General features: G+C 64.1%; 20 protein-coding genes and 1 tRNA gene. 5 read left to right on the plus strand and 16 right to left on the minus strand.

Translation table 11 applies throughout. The annotated features are described in order from the left end of the window. Window positions 1-7 precede the first annotated feature (7 nt). From AC1VNM_RS22895 to AC1VNM_RS22920, 6 genes are all read right to left on the minus strand, one after another. Window positions 8-313, minus strand: coding sequence for a hypothetical protein (locus AC1VNM_RS22895; protein ID WP_431101054.1), 306 nt, complete (start codon window positions 311-313; stop codon window positions 8-10). Then, window positions 303-881: a hypothetical protein gene (locus tag AC1VNM_RS22900; RefSeq protein ID WP_483108418.1), complete on the minus strand. Its 579-nt coding sequence runs from the start codon at window positions 879-881 to the stop codon at window positions 303-305. The genes AC1VNM_RS22895 and AC1VNM_RS22900 overlap by 11 nt, the downstream gene beginning before the upstream one ends. Before the next feature lie 254 nt (window positions 882-1135). Beyond that, entirely contained in the window at window positions 1136-1618 is a 483-nt protein-coding gene (locus AC1VNM_RS22905) for a DUF488 domain-containing protein (protein WP_483108419.1), read from the minus strand. Window positions 1619-1998: 380 nt separating this feature from the next. After that, window positions 1999-2691: a hypothetical protein gene (locus AC1VNM_RS22910; protein WP_483108420.1), complete on the minus strand. Its 693-nt coding sequence runs from the start codon at window positions 2689-2691 to the stop codon at window positions 1999-2001. Further along, window positions 2684-3760, minus strand: a complete 1077-nt coding sequence (locus AC1VNM_RS22915; RefSeq protein ID WP_483108421.1) for a hypothetical protein — start codon at window positions 3758-3760, stop codon at window positions 2684-2686. The genes AC1VNM_RS22910 and AC1VNM_RS22915 overlap by 8 nt, the downstream gene beginning before the upstream one ends. Next, on the minus strand, window positions 3757-4824 hold the full coding sequence (locus tag AC1VNM_RS22920; RefSeq protein ID WP_483108422.1) for a PD-(D/E)XK nuclease domain-containing protein: 1068 nt from the start codon (window positions 4822-4824) through the stop codon (window positions 3757-3759). The genes AC1VNM_RS22915 and AC1VNM_RS22920 overlap by 4 nt, the downstream gene beginning before the upstream one ends. 423 nt (window positions 4825-5247) lie before the next feature. Between AC1VNM_RS22920 and AC1VNM_RS22925 the strand changes: the two genes are divergently transcribed. Both AC1VNM_RS22925 and AC1VNM_RS22930 read left to right on the plus strand, forming a co-directional pair. Beyond that, a complete protein-coding gene (locus tag AC1VNM_RS22925) occupies window positions 5248-6018 on the plus strand; it encodes a hypothetical protein (RefSeq protein WP_483108423.1) in 771 nt (256 codons plus the stop codon). 65 nt (window positions 6019-6083) lie between these two features. Beyond that, the gene (locus tag AC1VNM_RS22930; protein WP_483108424.1) at window positions 6084-7679 is read left to right on the plus strand and encodes a hypothetical protein; all 1596 of its coding nucleotides are present in this window, start codon (window positions 6084-6086) and stop codon (window positions 7677-7679) included. Window positions 7680-8050: 371 nt separating this feature from the next. Here AC1VNM_RS22930 and AC1VNM_RS22935 read toward each other — a convergent pair. Continuing rightward, window positions 8051-8125 (minus strand) — tRNA-Arg (locus AC1VNM_RS22935). Window positions 8126-8409: 284 nt separating this feature from the next. On the opposite strand from AC1VNM_RS22935, the gene AC1VNM_RS22940 reads away from it, so the two are divergent. Further along, window positions 8410-9015 (plus strand): c-type cytochrome, encoded by a 606-nt coding sequence (locus AC1VNM_RS22940; RefSeq protein WP_483108425.1) that lies wholly within the window; start codon window positions 8410-8412, stop codon window positions 9013-9015. A 116-nt stretch (window positions 9016-9131) separates the two neighbouring features. Here AC1VNM_RS22940 and AC1VNM_RS22945 read toward each other — a convergent pair whose 3' ends face one another. The 9 genes from AC1VNM_RS22945 to AC1VNM_RS22985 all read right to left on the minus strand — a co-directional run bounded on the left by AC1VNM_RS22945 (window position 9132) and on the right by AC1VNM_RS22985 (window position 16994). Continuing rightward, window positions 9132-9671 (minus strand): DUF2946 family protein, encoded by a 540-nt coding sequence (locus tag AC1VNM_RS22945; protein WP_483108426.1) that lies wholly within the window; start codon window positions 9669-9671, stop codon window positions 9132-9134. A 72-nt stretch (window positions 9672-9743) separates the two neighbouring features. Then, window positions 9744-10781 carry a YheT family hydrolase gene (locus AC1VNM_RS22950; RefSeq protein WP_431101061.1) on the minus strand — a complete coding sequence of 346 codons (1038 nt, stop codon included), beginning with the start codon at window positions 10779-10781 and terminating at the stop codon, window positions 9744-9746. Between the two features lie 11 nt (window positions 10782-10792). Further along, entirely contained in the window at window positions 10793-11254 is a 462-nt protein-coding gene (locus tag AC1VNM_RS22955; protein ID WP_377158630.1) for a YybH family protein, read from the minus strand. 65 nt (window positions 11255-11319) lie between these two features. Next, window positions 11320-11538, minus strand: coding sequence for a zinc-finger domain-containing protein (locus tag AC1VNM_RS22960; protein WP_067279675.1), 219 nt, complete (start codon window positions 11536-11538; stop codon window positions 11320-11322). A gap of 64 nt (window positions 11539-11602) precedes the next feature. Further along, window positions 11603-12526 carry a branched-chain amino acid transaminase gene (locus AC1VNM_RS22965; protein WP_431101062.1) on the minus strand — a complete coding sequence of 308 codons (924 nt, stop codon included), beginning with the start codon at window positions 12524-12526 and terminating at the stop codon, window positions 11603-11605. Between the two features lie 52 nt (window positions 12527-12578). After that, window positions 12579-12986 carry a hypothetical protein gene (locus AC1VNM_RS22970; RefSeq protein WP_483108427.1) on the minus strand — a complete coding sequence of 136 codons (408 nt, stop codon included), beginning with the start codon at window positions 12984-12986 and terminating at the stop codon, window positions 12579-12581. Window positions 12987-13128: 142 nt separating this feature from the next. Continuing rightward, window positions 13129-14487 (minus strand): DNA repair protein RadA, encoded by a 1359-nt coding sequence (radA, locus tag AC1VNM_RS22975; protein ID WP_377158625.1) that lies wholly within the window; start codon window positions 14485-14487, stop codon window positions 13129-13131. 61 nt (window positions 14488-14548) lie between these two features. Then, window positions 14549-15493 (minus strand): hypothetical protein, encoded by a 945-nt coding sequence (locus AC1VNM_RS22980; protein ID WP_483108428.1) that lies wholly within the window; start codon window positions 15491-15493, stop codon window positions 14549-14551. Window positions 15494-15518: 25 nt separating this feature from the next. Continuing rightward, window positions 15519-16994 (minus strand): sodium:solute symporter, encoded by a 1476-nt coding sequence (locus tag AC1VNM_RS22985; RefSeq protein ID WP_483108429.1) that lies wholly within the window; start codon window positions 16992-16994, stop codon window positions 15519-15521. Between the two features lie 203 nt (window positions 16995-17197). On the opposite strand from AC1VNM_RS22985, the gene AC1VNM_RS22990 reads away from it, so the two are divergent. Beyond that, the gene (locus tag AC1VNM_RS22990; protein ID WP_377158620.1) at window positions 17198-17830 is read left to right on the plus strand and encodes a LysE family transporter; all 633 of its coding nucleotides are present in this window, start codon (window positions 17198-17200) and stop codon (window positions 17828-17830) included. 146 nt (window positions 17831-17976) lie between these two features. Continuing rightward, window positions 17977-18861, plus strand: a complete 885-nt coding sequence (locus tag AC1VNM_RS22995; RefSeq protein ID WP_377158618.1) for a DMT family transporter — start codon at window positions 17977-17979, stop codon at window positions 18859-18861. Window positions 18862-18870 lie beyond the last annotated feature (9 nt).

Raw genomic sequence — 18870 nt, forward strand, 5'->3', positions numbered from 1 at the left:
CGGGATGTCAGAACGGGAGCGCCATCCCGCTGGCGCGGGCCGTGTCGAAGAGCTGCTTCGCGAGGTGGTAATCGGTGATGTCACTGGCAAGGCTTGTGACGCAGAAGTCGTAGAGGTTGTCTTCGGCGTCGCGATAGACCAGGACGAATTGGGTGCAAGACTCCCGCGAGTTCTGGGAGAAGAGCAGCCTCGCAGAGAAGTTTTTTGCCGTGCAGAAGACAGCGTCGAAATAGTCGTACGTCCACGGGAGCTCTCCGGCTTCAGTGCGCTGCACGAGCTCGGACACAAAGTGTCGGACCTTCTCAGGAAACATGGGGTTTGCTCCTTCCGGATATGAGTTGTTCAAGGGCTTGTTTCACATCCAGGGAACGCTCCTGGATGTCGGTCAGAACGCGTTTGGAGAGACGTTCGTCTCGATCGTTGGATCGGATGGCGTCCTGAAGATGCGCCTCAAGTCCCACAAGCCCGATGGACAACTCGTCGGTCTCAGGGCCAGGCGGCACGGCCCGCAAGAAAGACCGCCGAGCCTGCTGGACGCATTGCAGGGCTGTGGACCTCCGGTTGTCGATGAGGTCGTCGTTGATGCGATCGATCAACAACAGGCACTCGCTCAGGAGCGCTGCGCGATCCACCTTCCGCGCTTCGGCGAGCAGCGCCCGCGCCTCGGCGCGGATGCCCTTGGAGATGCTGATCGCTTGCAGTACTTCAGACACCGTGATCAGCAGACCGATGAAGGTCGCGACACCGCCGACGTAGCTGAAGCGGTCGAAGGTGTCCTTGTCCGACAGCACTTCGACGCGGAAGTGATACGCGGCCCACACGATGCCGATGCTGGCCGCGCCGTAGGCGAGCCTGATCCAGTTCTCTTTGAGCAGTTCCATCCGAAGACCTCTTGGCGGGCGTGAAGCCAGCTCCAGCGAGGCGCTGACCTGGCCGTCGCGCTGGAGCAGAGGTGAGGAACTCTAGGGAAATCCGTTCGCGGAGCAATCGCACAAATGGCGGCACCCGCATGAGCGAATTTGCGTGTCGGTGGGCCCGCCGATGGGGGATCTCTCGGGTAGATGTGGCCGTGGTTCGTCCAGCACCATTCACCGCTTTCCCAAGCAGTGGCTGATCGTCAGCGTGCTGTATCCGCCTAGGCTGCCAGACGCGTTGGCACGTCAGCAATCACTGTTTTGGCAGTCAGATGCTGCACCGACGGCGCCCCCGCCTCGTGTGCCGCGCGCGCGACGTAGGTGCGATGGCAGAAGCCGAAATCCGCCTCGAAGCAGACGAGGCAGGTTGTCTGCGCCGACGTCGTCAGGGCCAGGTCTTCGATGACGGCCGTCTGAAGCGCCAGGTGCGCATGAAAGCCATCCGTGTACGCCTGCCAATCGCCGTCGGCCTTGTAGCGGTTCCGAACGGGCTTGGGGCAGCCCAATGCAGGGCGGTGCTCGTAGGCGACGTCTGCTGCGGCCAGCGCCTCGCGGAACGCCGTCTTGGAGAACCCCTTCTTCCGCGACAGCGGCAATTCACGCACGTCCACGACCAGTTGGACGCGCGCCTGCTTCAAGCGCGCGATGAACGCCTCGATGGTCAGGCCCTCATAGCCGAAGGTGAAGAGCGCGGTTGCTGCCATGGTGTCTGCTGAGTGTGCCTTCATCGCGGCGTGCCGATCCTCATCCAGGTGAGGAAAATGCGACACGCGGGCCGCGCGCGTCCAGGCGCAAAAAAGCCCGGGCGTTGCCGGGCTGTCTGGCCGGGTGAGGCGCTTTGTGGAGTCCGGATTCCGATGGCAGTTTCCCGTCCTTATCGGAGGTTTGGGCTTCAGATTTACACCGTCTGTTGACCGGCTTTTGGTGAAATACTAAGTCGTTGAATTGCATGAACAATTCGCGCGAAGATCTAGAGTTTCACCAACTCTTGACCGTCGCACGCCAAACGCATACGTGACCGCGCTTTCAACGGACCGAGCAGTCAATTCGGGCGCGCGCCAAGCACCCTCGCCTATCGCGAAGCTTAAGGTTCGAGTGGCCTGGTGGCAGCGCTCAGGATCAACGCGCGCACTAGGTGCTCCGCATTCTCCTCGAAGCCACAAACTCCACTCGCCGACAAGTCAAGCGCCCCCACTTCACCCGCAAATGGACGATCTATGCGGATTCGGTCGATCTTGCCGAGCGACTTCGGAAAGACGGCGCGAAAGTCGGCCACGGCGTTGTCGGACGACGTGAGATCAACCTTACTGATGGTGGTTTCGCTGAGAGGAATTCCGCACGCACGCAGACGCACGACGCGAGCTCGCGGGGAACTCCGTTTTACGACCTTGTACAGATCGAGGACGGGCCACTCCGGCTCAACTACAGATATGCCGTCGAAAGCGCCGCTCAAAGCCGAAATGAGCGGTCGGACAGTCCTTGGAGGGTTTGAAATCTCTAATAGGTAAGCGCCGGGCGTGTCGATTGAATGGTGCAAACGAAAGATGGTGATGGCGTACCGCACCGTCTGCAGTTCACTGGTCTCGCCAAAAGGGTCAACCACCTTCTCTGTCGTGGTCACTCGCTCGATGTATCGGCAGTGGAGAAAACTTGGCTCGCGCGAAACTGGATCAAATCCGCTCCCGCTTTCAGCGGTGAACTGCGCCTGACCAAGAAGACGGAGTGCCTCCTTTGGCGCCACATCGCTCCGGATTTGAAGCCATTTCGACTTAAGCATTGTGTCCAGGCAGAGTTTTCAAAGTTGCCCTAGCTGCTTCTTCTACGAGCTTGCCCAAAGTGCGTTCTTGCTCGCCCGAGAAGCCCGTCCTGCTCTCGTTATAACGATTAAGCTCGATACTCCGGTAGAAGCCTCTAGGTAGGAATGTGAATTCGGAGCAGTCGTCTGGCGAGGCAAATTGCGCCTCGAATTCAAGGAGGTCCGCTGTGTCGTGGTCCTCCTTACAAGTCCAGATAATCCTCGAGACATAGAATCCCTTCTTTTGAAGGAGATCTAGCTCATCCGATTCCAAAACTCCCTGACCTCTCAGCGAGGCTTTGTCGATCCGGATTTCTGGATTCCCGTTGTCGTCCGGGTCATCGCCGTCGCTTTTTTCCACCTTCGGCTTGGTGACGTACACGTCCGACACGTCGCGCAACTTTAATCCCGGCAGGGCGCGAATGAGATGAGTAAAGAATTTGGTTTTGACCTTTGGTTCCATTGTGGGCGGTAGTCTGATTTCGTCAAAGTCAACCGGCATCTCGGTTTTCTCAATTACCGACTTGACGATCTCATTAATCCATTCATCTGATTCTTCAGAATGCGGGGCGTGGACCACGAATCCACCGTTCTCCTGATATATGGAAATGAGGGCGGTGCGCGTTCTAACCTGCCGAAATTCGCTACGGTTAAACTCCGTCTTGCTGTACCTAAATTCGATATCAAGCCGAGTGCCCTTGGCAGTGTGAACCTTCACCTCAGCACCGCCGCTCTCTTGCAGTTGGGCTCTCAGTTCTAGGGCTCCCTCTTCGAAATTTGCGAGGGTGGCGGCAGTGTTCAGTCGTACGCTCGATAGTTTGTCGCGCTGGCTGCTGTTGTTGCCGAATAGCTTGGCCAGAGCGTCGTAATCGTAGTAATCATGAAAGAGTCGCGCAAAGTGTTTTGCCAATTCCCTACGACTTGTCTCTTTCGAAACTAAGATCCCCCGGGAAATAAACAGTTCCCGTAAGTCGGCATTAGTGACCTTCTTTTGATTCAGTGCATCAAAGAGCGACTTGTCGCTCGCACTGTAAATCTTCCCCATCATCATTCCCGCTCCCACGCGATGGGCGTTTGTGAGAATGAGTATTTGGTCATCTCTACCAATTCAAACTCAATTTCTTTCAAGCGATCCAGTTTGTACTTGTCATAGCCCCATTCTTGCGCATAGTTGTGAATCGCCCTCTTGAAGTTGCTTTTCGGATCCGAAGCGGGCTCGTGATGGATCATTCGAACCCGGATCTTATGGCCGCCATCTAGAATCTGAAAGCCTGACAGAATATCGAGAAAATACGAAAATTCTTCGGAGCTCGCACCGCTCCGATGGTAGTAGATTACGTATCCTTCCGGGTACCGTTCTTCGGGTGTTCCGGTTTTCTCGTTGTACTTCACCACCTTGTCGTGGCGAATTATCAGATAAGGACCTGCTAGCATCTCCACGGTTGCCGCGCGACTGTACTTTTCGCCGCTAGTTTTATGAAGTCGCATTTCCGGATACACAAATTCGTACTGTGTTTCCGGAAAGGTTCCGTTTTTATGCAGCATCGCGGCGTCTACCACCATCGAACTCAAGTAACTGATGAGTTGAGGTTCGTATATGTGAACTGATTGTCCGGCGGCAATCGGTAGCGCTTCGAGCTTGACTTGTTTGGGCTCCTTATTGCCGCGGCCCTTAACCGGTTCGAACAAGAGATCGTAAAACGATCTGTCGTATTCGTTGTCGTGGTTGTAGACGAACAGCAGGCCTCGAACTTCATATGCGGAGTCATGAGGTACATAACGATCATGCCATTCCTCAGACACCCGAGCGCAGTCGATTGTTTGTGCCAGAGATCGAAGAGCAGGAACGATCTGCGCGACGGTGATACTTCCCTTCGCGTAGCTCTTCAGATCAGTATTTAGAAAAACGTCCTTATTCTGGTAAGGGTCGTGGTAATGGAACACAGCATCTACGGGATGGGTATGTTCTGCGGCTTTGGTAGGCGCATGAGCCGTCTGCTTTACGCATGCGAAGTTGAAGTTTTGAAGTTCAACGCGCTGCCATTTGAACCAGCTAAACAATTCATCCGAGACGTACTTAGCCATCATCGCGATGGCTTCCTTCTCTCCAGACATACAGACCTTCTCCAACAGGCGGAACGGAGCGCGCAAGAGCGCCTGTCCGACTGTGCGGTAGAGCACCGACGAGGTGCAACAAGTTGTTGCGCTGATCGCACAGGTCGTGCCCTATTCCCCTTTACGGGGGAGAGGGTCATCCCGAGGTGACCTGATTTGTCGAGGCTTATGGATGGTTCACGTCATGATCCACAAGACACTTACATGGAGGCCGTGATCATTTTGGGAACCATCGCGGCCCTCATTTAAACAGCTGGCGGGATGCGGCCATCATGCTTGGGTCGATATCACGCCCTCGTGGACTCCATCGCCTTCCGGTCAAGGCTGATCGCCGAGCATGGACGATGAGCAAGCGGGACCCCGGCCCGTGGTGCGCCGGAGGGATGAAGCCGGATACGCTATCGGAAATGTGAGGGAGAAACCATGAACGTTGGAGATAGGTTGCTGCACATCTATGACTCGCTGATGCGGCAGCTCGATGACCTGCAAATGCTGCACGCGTGGGCTGCAGTGTTCGAAGTCGAAACTGACACGCCTCACCTAGAAGAAGAGATGTCATTCCTGGTTCTCGGTTTAAGGCGAGAGATCGCTCTGGCCAGGGAGCGACTCGACTTTCTGGATGTACCGGCCGACCTCACTCAGCCGGCGTTTGGCAGGCTGCACGATGTCGCGTCGCCTACGCAGTTCCTCGCTCCATGGCGAAGCCATCGAGGAAACCTTACGCCTCCAGAGTGCCGGAAGATATTTGACTGGGTGGCTTGGGCGCTCCGGGAAGAAGCTGAGGCGGACATGGAGACCGAGGCCATGAGAGCCCTCGTGGAAGAGTTGAAGGATCTGGAGAACGCGCTCGCGGACGCCAGCGTGCCGGGCCACCTCCGCGCTTTCATCGACAGGCAGATCAAGACCATCCGAAATGCGTTACGGATGTACCGCGTGAGGGGCGTGGCGCCCATTCGGGAGGCGTTGGCAACGGTGGCCGGAGAGTTCATGGTGAAGGACCAAGTCCTTAAGCAGAACCTGGAGTCGGGAACAGCACCTGCGAAAAGCGCAATCTCCCGGATCGCTACGGCGGTGGATAAGCTGGCCAAGTTCGCCGACAACACGTCAAAGGTGAAGAAAGGCGTTGAGGACGTCGTCGCTATCGGGGCGACGGTCTCTGGAGTCGTGACGCCCTTCGTGTTGCTGCTGCAGTAGTCATGAGCGCCTGTGCATCCTGTGCGGCACTGCCGGTAGTCCTACCAAGCATTGACACCAGCGCAATGCTCACCATGGCGGGGCTCATCGCCGCCGTATGGTCCGTCGTTCCCGCCACCACAAAGCTCGGATTCCGGCTCAGCCTTTCTTGGTTGGACTGGGCCGTTATCTGGTCCTTCTTGGGCCTTATCCATACCTTCTTCTTTGAGGCCGTCCTCCGATCCCTGCATCTTTTCCCGGTGCTCGGGCCATGGAAGTGGGGCTTCGACAAGAGCGCACTGCAGTATTCGCTTTTCCTTGGCTTGGCGGCCTTCGTCTACATCAGGTCGCGTCGGACCACGGTGAGTCGCAGGAAGCTGCCGCTTTTCGCGAAGTTGGCGGCGGCGCTCCTGCATGCGCGGCGTTTCGAAGAGCTAGCTGGTCTTCTCGATCGCCATCTCGACTCTGTGTTGGAGCTAGCCTCCCGCGAAGGCGTTCGGCGCCGTCTTGCGGATTGGTTGCGTCCAAGCCTAGTGCTGCCGATGTTCACCCGTGACGCAAACGGAACCATTTCCACGGTGGATGCTCCGATGTCCGGTCTCGCCAAGCGGTGGCGGGCCGCACGGGAAAAAGCGGCCGACGCCATCACGCCTTCGGATAAGGTTCGTGGCCGGGCTCAAGGCATCCTGACAAGTTTGCTCTCGTCGCGGAAGTTTGCTGCCTACCTCGCCCTAGCCCATCCCTACTTGTGCCTTCGCATCATGAAGCGGGTCACCAGGCATGTGGAAGACTTCCAAGACGAGTGCTTCGTCGCGTTCCTAGAGGATGAAAGCAGCGTGCTCTACGGGGAGATCAAGAACAGTGAGCAGCTCGCAGGGCAGCAAGGTCACAGGCTGGATCTTCCCGAGGAGAACCGGCTGCTTCGGTTCTACCTCAGCGATGTCTCCGTGGCAGGCAATTTGGGTGTCTTCCGCTCGATTGGCGAGGCGGCACTGGCGCGGATCGAAGTTGATGATGTGCTGATGGAGCGCCTAAACGGCCCCTTGTTCAGATATCAAGAGGTCGGCTGCCATCGGTGCCCAATCTACACGTCCATCTATTTCTTCCGCATCATGGTTCTCGAGGGGCTTCACCAGCGCTCGACCGACCATCTATGGCTTCATTACGCGCATCACTTCGCCGAAAAGCTGTTGTCCCGCGCCCGTCCCGTTCAGCCGAGCGACGACATCCACGAGTTCCCGACGCCGCTGGCCTATCTGTTCTATTGCTTGGTCGACGTCGCATGCGATTGGATCGAAGACTCGGTGGTCTTGACTAAGAAGGGTGACGTGATTCATGAGGACGCGCAGGAGGGACGGCATGTGTACATCTCCTTCGAAGCAACGACGGCTTTGGGTGCAGTGCTTGAGCCCATCATGCTGTCCGATCGAGTGCCTGGCCGGCTCAAGAGCGAACTGCTTCAGGTCGTTCTGAACTCCCTCAAGCGGGTGCAGGGGTACAAGCAGCTGCATGAGCTGGCCGACGCGATGTGCCGCAACGTGATTACTCCCCACGGGTTCCGTGGGGACGCGCGATACCTACCGCTGCTTCGTCACTTCTTCGATCGTCAGGACCACTTCCTGCGCGGGCACGTTCAACGCTTCGAAGCTGCGCTCGCCGAAGCTGAATCAGAGGCGCCGTAGGCAATGCGATGGATAGCGGCCTCGGTTCTTGTCCGGCGGTCTCTAGGTGGTGACATTGGGTCGGTGCCCGCGGTTAGGCATCGGCAGTTTTCTCCAGGAAGGGCGTCGGCACTATGCAGAAACCGCGCGGGTACAACTGATCGATGCAGTGCTCGCGCGGCGCACGAGCCTTAAGCACCTGCTTTCCATGGGATTGCGCCAGGAGCGCCTCTTCTTTGAGGTGTCACAAAGCTTCGATGCCAAAGCGCGACGGGCATCCGTATGAGCGAATGTGCGTGGCGATGGGCCCGCCGATGGGGGATCGAGGACGCGCAACGACAGAAAGCAGAAAGCCGGTGGCCACGCTCGTGACAACCGGCTTCTCGGAATTCTGGTGCGACCGGCAAGAATCGAACTTGCGACTAAGCCTTCGGAGGGCCCAATGATATCCACTTCACCACGGTCGCCGCGGGAAGCGCGCATTCTAGCCTTCTTCTGACCCTCCCCGACCCGACCGCGCACGTCCCGGCAAAACGGAACCATCGCGAACACCTGCGCGACCCTCGCGCAACACCTGCCCCACCAACGTGCCGACCTTGACGAAAGCCCCAGGGTGGGGCGACAGGGGGCTGGCTATACTGCGCCGATTTGCTGTTCCCCGGTCCGGTTTTCCCAGGGCGCCACGTCATCCGACATCCCTTCGAAACACGGACTCGCTTCTGCCGTATTCGATTCGATCCACGAGGAATTCATGAGCGGAACCCAGGACCACGCCAACGCCCAGGACACGCACGCCGAAGGACACGACGCCCACGAGGGCCCGATCAAGACACCCAAGCAACTGGTCGTCGCCGTCTTCTTCGCCTTCGTCATTCCGATCGTGATCATCGTGATGCTCGCGAACTACGTGTCCAGCGAGATCAAGCCCGGCGCCGGCGGCACCGGCCTCGAGGCGCACGCCGTCGCCGCCCGCATCCAGCCCGTGGGCTCGATCGAGCTCAAGGACCTCACGAACCCCGCGGCCATGAAGACCGGCGAACAGGTCTTCCAGGGCCAGTGCGCGGCCTGCCACGCCACCGGCGCGGCCGGCGCGCCCAAGCTCGGCGACCATGACGCCTGGGGCCCGCGCCTGAAGACCGGCTTCGACACCCTGGTGCACTCCGCCCTCAAGGGCAAGGGCAACATGGGCCCGCAAGGCGGCGGCGACTTCAGCGACTTCGAGATCTCCCGCGCCGTCGTCTACATGGCCAACCAGGGCGGCGCCAAGTTCGACGAGCCGAAGCTGCCCGCGGCGGCCGCCTCGGGCGCCGATGCCGGCGCGTCCGCCGCTGCTCCGGCCTCCGCCGCATCGCGGTAAACCGCGCCCGCCAGCGACACGAAAGCCGACCCGAGGGTCGGCTTTTTCATGGGCGATCGTCTCGACGACGGTCAGGGTGACGGCGCGGACGACTGGCCCGGCCCCGCCTCGCAGGGTCAGGACTTGTCCGATTCCCCCTTCGGGTCGAGGGGCGCCAGCAACACCCCATGACGGGCGATCAACTCGGCGTGCGTGGCGTTCGACATCGCCCAGCGCCCGGCCTCGAGCGCGTCCGCCGCCGGCCCCATGTCCTGCGTGTGGACCAGTCCCAGGCCGAGATCCGTCTCGAGGAACAGCCGGTCCCGCTCATCGAGCACCGCGCGGGCGACCTGCGCCTCGCGCCCGGTATGGCTCAGCACGCGGCCGTCCGGCTGCAGGCGCCAGATCCAGGGCGCGGCCTCCAACTCCACGTAGACCCGCTGCGGCCCGTTCTGAAAGAACCAGGCGCCCTGGTCGTCCGACGCGTAGTTGCGGTCGATGAAGCCGATCAGCTTGTCGTGCACGATGCGGCTGCCCTTGACCGTCGGGAACGGGCCCGCGGCCTGGATGCGCTCGTCGCGCATGTACCAGTCGCCGCGCGCGTCCAGCGCCAGCCAGCCGTAGCAGTGCGGCACATTGGGCCACTTCTTCAGTGCGGCTTCGACGATGGCGTCCATGAGCGTTCCTTTGCGGTCGTGGTCCGCGGAGCGGGCCGGTTGGGGGGCGTGGCGCGCCACCCGGCGCGCGGCTCAGAGCCGCGTCGCGAGCCAGTCGGTCACGCGCTCCGGCATCGTGCGCACGTGGCCGGGCGGCCGGCCCGACGGGAAGCCGACATGCCCGCCCTCGCGCGGCTGCCACAGCGTCACATGCGCGCCGACATGGCTCTGCTCGGGCAGGCTGTGTGCCGGCACGAACGGATCGTTGCGCGCGTTCAGCACCAGCGCCGGGATGCGGATGCGCGCCAGATGCGGCTTGGCGGACGCGCGCAGCCAGTAATCGTCGACGTCCCGGAAACCGTGCAGCGGCCCGGTGAAGATGTTGTCGAACTCGTAGAGGTTGCGCACGCGCCGCATCCGCTCCGCGTCGAACAGGCCCGGGTGCTGCTTCAGCTTGCTCATGGCCTTGGGCATCATCGTCCGCAGGAACATCCGCGTATAGACCAGCCCGTTGAAGCCCTTGCCGATCGCATGGCCGGCGGCCGTCAGGTCCAGCGGCGAGCAGACGGAGCACACGGCCTTCACCGTCGCGGCGGCGCTGTCGCCGGCTTCCTGCGCCCAGCGCAGCAGCGCGTTGCCGCCGAGCGAGATGCCGACGGCGATGATCGGGCCGCGATGCGAGGCGCGCAGTTGCTCCAGCATCCAGCCGATCTCGAGGTAGTCGCCCGAGTGGTACGCGCGCGGGGCGAGGTTGAGCTCCCCCGAGCACCCCCGGAAGTAGGGCATCGCGAAGGCCCAGCCCCGTTGCTGCGCCACTGCGGCGAAGGCCTGCACATACTGGCTTTCCACCGAGCCTTCCAGCCCGTGGAACAGCACCAGCAGCGGCCGTTCGGCAGGTTCGGCAGCGGGAGCCTGTGCGCCCGACGACGCGGTCGGCGGGGCATTCAACGGGAGGGGCGGGGTAGTCGACGGATCGACGAGGTGCTCGACGTCGACGAAATCGCCGTCCGGCGTCTGCCAGCGTTCGCGGCGGAACTGCGGCGGGGGACCGTCGTAGCGCCGCGCGAACAGCGCGGGCCAGATCGTCTGGGCATGGCCTCCGGGCAACCAGGGAGGCGCCTGGTACTGCATGGACAACCCTCTCAATGCAGCGTCGTCGGTGCGCCCGCGGACACGATCGACAGCTCCTGCTTCACGTCCTGCGAGGTGCCCGGACTGGCATGGTGCGCGACCATGCGCCAGCCCAGCGCCGTCTTCAGGTAGACATTCGTCGCGACGACCCACGCGCTCTGCACGCCGTCCTCGTCGGTGATCTCGACGCGCTCCAGCACCTGGTGGATCGCCGTCTCGCCGTTGACGAGCCTGCGCTGGCACTCCGGATGAACGGGGATCGAGCCTCTGGCGAAGATCTGCTCGAAGCTCGCCCGGATCGCCGCCGCGCCGACGACGCGCGGTCCGCCGGGATGCACGCAGCAGACCTCGTCCTCGTCGCCCCAGACGGCCATCAGCCGCTCCAGGTCGCCGGCCTGCAGGGCCTCGTAGAACTGCGCTTCGGTGTCCTCGGGAGAGGCCAGCAGCAGGGCGGTCTGAGGCTTGCGCACCATGGGTCTCGTTCCTTGTTCAAGGGAGCGGGCGTCGGCCGATCGCGGGACGGTCGGCCGTCGTTGGCTCAGTGGCCGGAGGGCAGATGCTCGCCGGCCTTCAGCTTGTACAGCGTGCCGCAGTACGGGCAGGCGCCTTCGCCGGTGTGGCTCAGGTCGATGAAGACGCGCGGGTGGTTGCTCCACAGCGGCATCTTGGGATTCGGGCAGAAGACGACGCCCGGACCTTGCAGGTCCTGGGCGGTGACTTCGACGGTGGCCTTGGGCGTGGTGGTGTTGGCGCTCATGATCTTGTTCTTGAAAGCTTGCGGAGGCTGGCGGTCCGGTGGGCGGGAGGCGGAGGCCGCCCGCTCAGACCACGCTCAGCCAGTGGGCGTACTTGGGATTGCGGCCGTTGACGATGTCGAAGAAGGCCGACTGGATCTTCTCGGTGATCGGGCCGCGGCTGCCGCTGCCCAGCTCGATGCGGTCCAGCTCGCGGATCGGCGTCACTTCGGCGGCGGTGCCGGTGAAGAAGGCCTCGTCGCTGATGTAGACCTCGTCGCGGGTGATGCGCTTCTCGACCAGCTTCAGGCCCAGGTCCTCGCAGATCGCGAAGATCGTGTTGCGGGTGATGCCGTTGAGCGCGCCGGCCGACAGGTCCGGCGTGTAGACGACGCCGTTCTTGATGACGAAGAGGTTCTCGCCCGCGCCTTCGGAGACGAAGCCCGAGGCGTCCAGCAGCAGCGCCTCGTCGTAGCCGTCCTCGGTCGCTTCCATGTTGGCCAGGATCGAGTTGGTGTAGTTCGACACTGTCTTGGCCTGCGTCATCGTGATGTTGACGTGGTGGCGGGTGTAGCTGCTGGTCTTCACGCGGATGCCGCGCTTGAGTCCTTCCTCGCCCAGGTAGGCGCCCCAGGCCCAGGCGGCGACCATCAGGTGGATCTTGTTGCCCTTGGGGCTGACGCCCAGCTTCTCGCTGCCGATCCAGGTCAGCGGACGCAGGTAGCAGCTGGCCAGCTGGTTCTCGCGGACGACGGCCTTCTGCGCTTCCTCGACCTGCTCGATCGAGAACGGGATCTTCATGCGCAGGATCTTGGCGCTGTTGAACAGGCGCTCGGTGTGCTCGCGCAGCCGGAAGATGGCGGTGCCCTTGTCGGTCTGGTAGGCGCGCACGCCCTCGAAGGCGCCGCAGCCGTAGTGCAGCGTGTGCGTCAGGACGTGGATCTTGGCGTCGCGCCAGTCCACCAGCTCGCCGTCCATCCAGATCTTGCCGTCGCGATCGTCCAGAGACATGAGTCTTCCTTTGTCGGCCGCGAATGGGCCGGGTGCTGCGAAGTCGGGGATTTTATGCGGCCGGTGTGTCGGCGGGGGCGGCCGATTCCGGCTCCTGGGCGCGGACGAGCGCCCATCGCGCGACGACGCCCCGTTCCATGACCACGTCCACCGCGTCGCCGCCGATGTCGGTCCAGCGGTAGGTGTCCTGCCCGACCTTGATGCCCAGCGACTTGCACATCCGGATCAGGTCGATCAGCTTCATCCCGGCGTGCAGCTTCGAGTTCAGCATGATCGCGCTGGAGACGTGCCCCAGCGGCGAGTTCTGGGCCGTGCGCATGACGCGCATCAGCTGCGAGAACTGCAGCAGCAGGTAGAAGATGACGGCGGACGTGCCCAGGATGGCGCCCTTCCAGCCGAAGAAGTAGGTGCCGAGGACGATGGCGGCGAGGGCGAGCAGGATGCCGGCGAGGCGGTTCATGCGGGGGAACTCCGAAGGGGTGAAGCCGGGTGCCGGGCGGGGTGGCCGGGCGGAACTCGCGATTGTCGTCGCGCTGCTGCGGCGAGGGGTGTGGCGATTGCGGATGCCGCCATCGCCATTGCCGTCGCCGGCCCGCGCGGCGTCACAGGCCGCGCAGGATCTCGATGGCGTCCTCGATGCGGGCGACCGGGTGGACCGTCAGGCCGTCGATGGGCTTCTTCGGCGCGTTGGCTTGCGGCACGACCGCGATCGAGAAGCCCAGCTTGGCGGCTTCCTTCAGCCGCTCCTGACCGCGCGGCGCGGGGCGGACCTCGCCGGCAAGGCCGACCTCGCCGAAGGCGAAGAAGCCCTTGGGCAGCGGCTTGCCGCGCAGCGAGCTCTGGATCGCGAGCAGCACGGCCAGGTCGGCCGCCGGCTCGCTGATGCGCACGCCGCCGACGGCGTTGACGAAGACGTCCTGGTCCATCGTCGCGACGCCCGCGTGCCGGTGCAGCACCGCCAGCAGCATGGCGAGGCGGTCGCGCTCCAGGCCGACCGACAGCCGGCGCGGGCTGGGCCCGCCGCCGTCGACCAGCGCCTGCAGCTCCACCAGCAGCGGCCGCGTGCCCTCCAGCGTGACCAGCACGCAGGAGCCGGGCACCGGCTCGCCGTGCGTGGACAGGAAGATCGCGCTCGGGTTGGTGACGCCCTTCAGGCCTTTCTCGGTCATCGCGAAGACGCCGATCTCGTTGACCGCGCCGAAGCGGTTCTTGATCGCGCGGACCAGCCGGTAGCTGCTGTGGGTGTCGCCCTCGAAGTAGAGGACGGTGTCGACGATGTGCTCCAGCACGCGCGGTCCGGCCAGCGCGCCTTCCTTGGTGACGTGGCCGACCAGCACCATCGCGCAGCCGCCCGACTTGGCGGTGCGGGTGAGCTGCGCGGCGCATTCGCGGACCTGCGCGACCGAGCCGGGCGCCGAGGACAGCTGCTCGGAGTACATCGTCTGGATCGAATCGATGACGCAGAAGTCGGGCTGCTCGACCTCGATCGTGGCGAGGATCTTCTCCAGGCCGATCTCGGCCAGCACGCGCACCTGGGAGCCGTCCAGGCCCAGACGGCGGGCGCGCATCGCGACCTGCGCGCCGGACTCCTCGCCGGTGACGTAGAGGACCTTCATCTGCCGGGACAGCGCGTCGACCGCCTGCAGCAGCAGCGTCGACTTGCCAATGCCCGGATCGCCGCCGATCAGCACCACGCCGCCGGTGACGATGCCGCCGCCCAGCACGCGGTCCAACTCTTCCAGCGAAGTCGGGGTGCGTTCGAAGTCGCGGGCCTCGATCTCGGACAGCGTCGCGACGGGCTGGCTGCGGGCCAGCGCCTGGAAGCGGTTCTTGCCGGCGGCGGGTTCCGCGGCGGTTTCGACGAGGGTGTTCCAGGCGCTGCAGGACGGGCAGCGGCCCAGCCACTTGGCGCTGGTGGCGCCGCATTCGGAGCAGACGTAGTGGGATTTCTGAGCAGCCATGGGGCGGGATTGTCGCCGCCGGCCCGACCCGCTCGCGGCAGGAGCCCGCCCGCCCTCGCCGCTACTTCAACCGGATCAGTTGCCAGGCATGCGGCAGCGAGTCGGCGGCGGGGATCCAGCGGTCGACGGCCGCACCCAGCAGCACGCCCACCACCACCAGCGACAGGGCCGGCAGCCAGGTGCGCCGGACCGCGCATCGCCAGAAGCCTTCTTCGTGCAGGCGCCGCCAGGCCATGCCGCCCGCGACGCTCGCCAGCGCCAGTTCGACGGACACCGCCAACAGCACCTCCACGCCGAACAGCCCAAAGACGCAGAAGCCCAGTGCCGCGCCGATCCCGACGATCAGCAGCACGGGCACGGCGACGAGGGCGCCCTCGTCCAGCCCGCCCACGGCGTCGCCAGCGGCGCCGAGCGCATCGCCGGCTGGGGACAAGTCCAAGGGAGAAGCTGTTGGCAAGTTCACTGGAAAACCTGTGGACAAGGATGTTGGCAAGTCGGTGGACAAGGATGTGGATGCGCTTGTGGAGAAGTCTCCGGAAGCCCCGCCGCCGCCGAAGTTGCCGCCACCGCCGGTCCGGAACGGCACGGGTGGCGTCGGGCGTCCCAGGTTGCCGGTCAGTCGGATGCCGAGATCCAGCAGGTCCGGTGTGGCCTCGAGCGGCGATCCGTCGCCACGCAGCAGTGCCAGTGCCCACAGGCGCAGCAGACCCAGGTAGAAGAGGTAGCTGATCGGCAGCAGCAGCGCGTAGCGCCAGGCCAGCGCTTCGACGCCGAGCGCCCTCAGTCCGGCGCCGCCCAGCATCAGCGCTCCCAGCATCAGCAGCGCGATGACGAAGACGTGCAGCCGCAGGAGGAACTGGCCGCGCAGCCGCTGCCGCAGGCTCTGGATCCAGTGCAGACGCGCGTGGTGGCGCTGGGCGAACGTCAGGGGCGCCGAGGCGTGATGGGCCTGACGGGAGTGATCGGCGCGCGGCAGGGGTTGCGGCGGAACGTGCGGCGTGGGCATGTCGCCGCAGGATAGCGGGCGCGTGTCAGTCTGCCACTGCGGAACGCTCGATGCCGCCCATCGAAGAACGCGAACCGGCCCAGAGCCCGCCGAAGGTCAGCGCGGCATTCACCAGCAGCAGCTCCAGCCCCATCCGGTAGTCCCCGAAGAGGGTGGCCTGATGCGCGTCGATGACCCAGCACAGCGCGGGGGCCGCGAGTGCGACCCACGGCAGGATGCCCGCCCGCAAGGTTCGCGTCGTGAGGATGCCGAAGGCGAACAACCCCAGCAGCGGGCCGTAGGTGTAGCCCGCCAGCTTGAGGATGAGGTTGACCATGCTGGGGTCGTCCAGCCATCGGAAGCCCAGCGTCAGCAGCAGGAACAGCAGGGCGTAGCCGAGGTGCACGGCCTTGCGGACGCGACGCTTGCGGGCCTCGTCCCAGTCGCGGCGCTCCTGCAGGCCGATCAGGTCGATGCAAGTGCTGGAGGTGAGCGCGGTGATGGCGCCGTCGGCGCTCGGGAACAGCGCCGAGATCAGCGCGATCACGAAGATCAGCTGCACCCAGGCCGGCAGGTGGCCCATCACGACGGCGGGGAAGAGCCGGTCGCCGTGGGCGCTGATGTCCTGCTGCTGCGCATACATCGTCAGCAGGCCGCCGAGGAACAGGAACAGCAGCACGACGACGGTCATGATGGCCGCCATCACCATCATGTTCTTCTGCGCGTCGGCCAGGCGCTTGACGGAGATGTTCTTCTGCATCATCTCCTGGTCCAGGCCCGTCATCGCGACGGCGATCGCCGCGCCGGCGAGCAGTTGCTTGGCCCAGTGCGAGGCGCTCATCGGGTCGGTGACGAAGACGTCGGCGAGGCCGGCCGCGCGCATCGTCGACCAGCCGGAGGCCAGGTCCAGGCCCAGCGCGTGCAGCAGGAACACCACGCAGATCACCAGGCCGCCCAGCATGCCGGTGGTCTGGAGGGTGTCGGTCCAGACGATGGTCTTGACGCCGCCCTCGAGCGTGTAGAGCAGGATCATCACGAGCACCAGCAGCGCGCTGAGCCAGAACGGCATGCCGAACTGGGCCAGCACCAGGTCCTGCAGGATGCGCACGACGAGGTAGAGCCGGGCGGTCGCGCCGAGCGTGCGGGACAGGATGAAGAAGCCGGCGCCGGTGCGGTGCGCGGCGACGCCCAGGCGGGCGCCGAGGTAGCGGTAGATGGAACTGAGGTTGAGCCGGTAATAGAGCGGCAGCAGCACGAAGGCCACGACCGCGTAACCGGCGAACTGACCCAGCATGATCTGGAAGTAGCTGAACGCGCCGGCGCCGACGGAGCCCGGCACGCTGATGAAGGTCACCCCGGAGAGCGAGGTGCCGATCATCCCGAAGGCGACCAGCCCCCAGTGGCTGTTGCGGTTGCCGATGAAGAAGCTGTCGTTGTCCGCGCGGCGCGACGTCCACCACGCCACCGCCAGCAGCAGCGAGAAGTAGGCGATGACGACGACGAGCAGGACGGAGGCGGACATGGCGCGGGATTATTGGAGCGCCGCCGTCCGGGCGGCATTCCGAATGTGGCGGGGGGCATAACCGGGTCGATGCCCGCCAGTCCACCCTCCCGGGGGACGGTCGGTGGCCCGCAAGGCCGATGGGCACGGGGACGCGTTAACCCTGACCTTCGTCGGTGGGGAGGTGGCGTGCTACAACCTCGGCTCCCTTGAAGGAGTCGATCATGGAGTTGTCAGTCTGGCTGGGGTTTTTCGCGGCCTCCTGGGCCATCAGCCTGTCCCCGGGCGCCGGTGCCATCGCGGCGATGAGCGCCGGGCTGAATCACGGTTTCCAGCGCGGCTACTTCATGACCATGGGCCTGATCCTGGGCATCCTGACCCAGATCGTGGTGGTTGGCGCCGGACTGGGCGCGCTGATCGCGGCGTCCGAGCAGGCGTTCGCGGTGGTCAAGTGGGCCGGCGTGGCCTACCTCGTGTACCTCGGCATCCAGCAATGGCGTTCCCCGGCCAGGCCGCTGGTGGCCGAGCAGGCCGAAGGCCGGCAGGTGTCGCGTCGTGAGCTGGTGCTGCGCGGCTGGGGCATCAACGCGGTGAACCCCAAGGGAACGGTCTTCCTGCTGGCCGTGGTGCCGCAGTTCCTGAACCTGCACCAGAGCCTGCCGCAGCAGTACGCGGTGATCGGCGCGACGCTGGCCTTCACCGACGCCGTCGTGATGGCCGGCTACACGCTGCTGGCCGCGCGCGTGCTGCGGGCGCTGAAGTCGGAATCGCACCTGAAGGCGATGAACCGGATCTTCGGCTCGTTGTTCGTCGGTGCCGGCGCCTTGCTGGCGACCTTCAAGAAGGCCGCCGACTGAGGCGCCAATTCCAGAACATCAGGTGACCCCCCACAAGGGTGTCGCCCCCCACCGAAGGCCGCCCCCAAAGGGCGGCCTCGTCGTTTTCACCGGCCCGCTGAATGCTTCCCCACGTGGGCGGCCGGTACAGATCGCTGCCGCACATCATGTCCACCGTTTCCGACCGCTGGTTGTTCTGGGGCCCGACGCTGATCTGGGCCAGCACCTGGCACGTGATCCTCTATCAGCTCGCCTCGGGCGTGCCGATCCTGAACTCGGTGGGCTGGCGTTTCGGCCTGGCGGCGCTGATGCTGGCGGGATTCGCGCGCTGGCAGAAGCTGTCGCTGAAGCTGCCGTGGTCGGCGCATGGGCTGATGCTGGCGACTGGGATCGTGCAGTACAGCGGCAACTACTACTCTGTCTACGAGGCCGAGCGCCACATCCCCAGCGGCCTGGTGGCGGTGCTGTTCTGCCTGATGGTGTTCGGCAACGCGCTGTCGGGCCGGATCTTCTTCGCCCAGCGGGTGACGGGCCGCTTCCTGGCGGTGTCGGCGGGCGCGGTGGCGGGGGTGGTGATGATCTTCTGGCCGGAGATCGCCTCGACGGGCGCCCGCCCGACGGCGGCCTACGGCCTGGCGATCGGTCTGGCGGCGGTGCTGGCCGCGTGCATCGGCAACGTGCTGACGCTGACCTTGACCCGCCGCGGCCTGCCACTGGTGCCGGTGCTGGCGTGGAGCATGGGCTACGGGGCGGTGTTCCTGCTGGTCACGTCGGTGACGACGGGGCAGGGCCTGAACTTCGCGTGGACGCCGGAATACGTGTTCAGCCTGCTGTACCTGGCGGTGTTCGGCTCGGTGATCGCCTTCGTCCTGTACTTCAAGCTGGCGCAACGCCAGGGCACCGCGCGGGCGGCGCTGACCGGCGTGGTGATCCCGGTGATCGCGCTGGGGATCTCCGCGATCTTCGAAGGCTGGCGGCCGACGATGTTGGCGCTCGCGGGCATGGTGCTTTGCCTGAGCAGCATCTACGTGGCGACAAGGCCGCAGCGGTGAGCGGCTTCT

The organism is Mitsuaria sp. MSU3D (genome assembly GCF_056867975.1).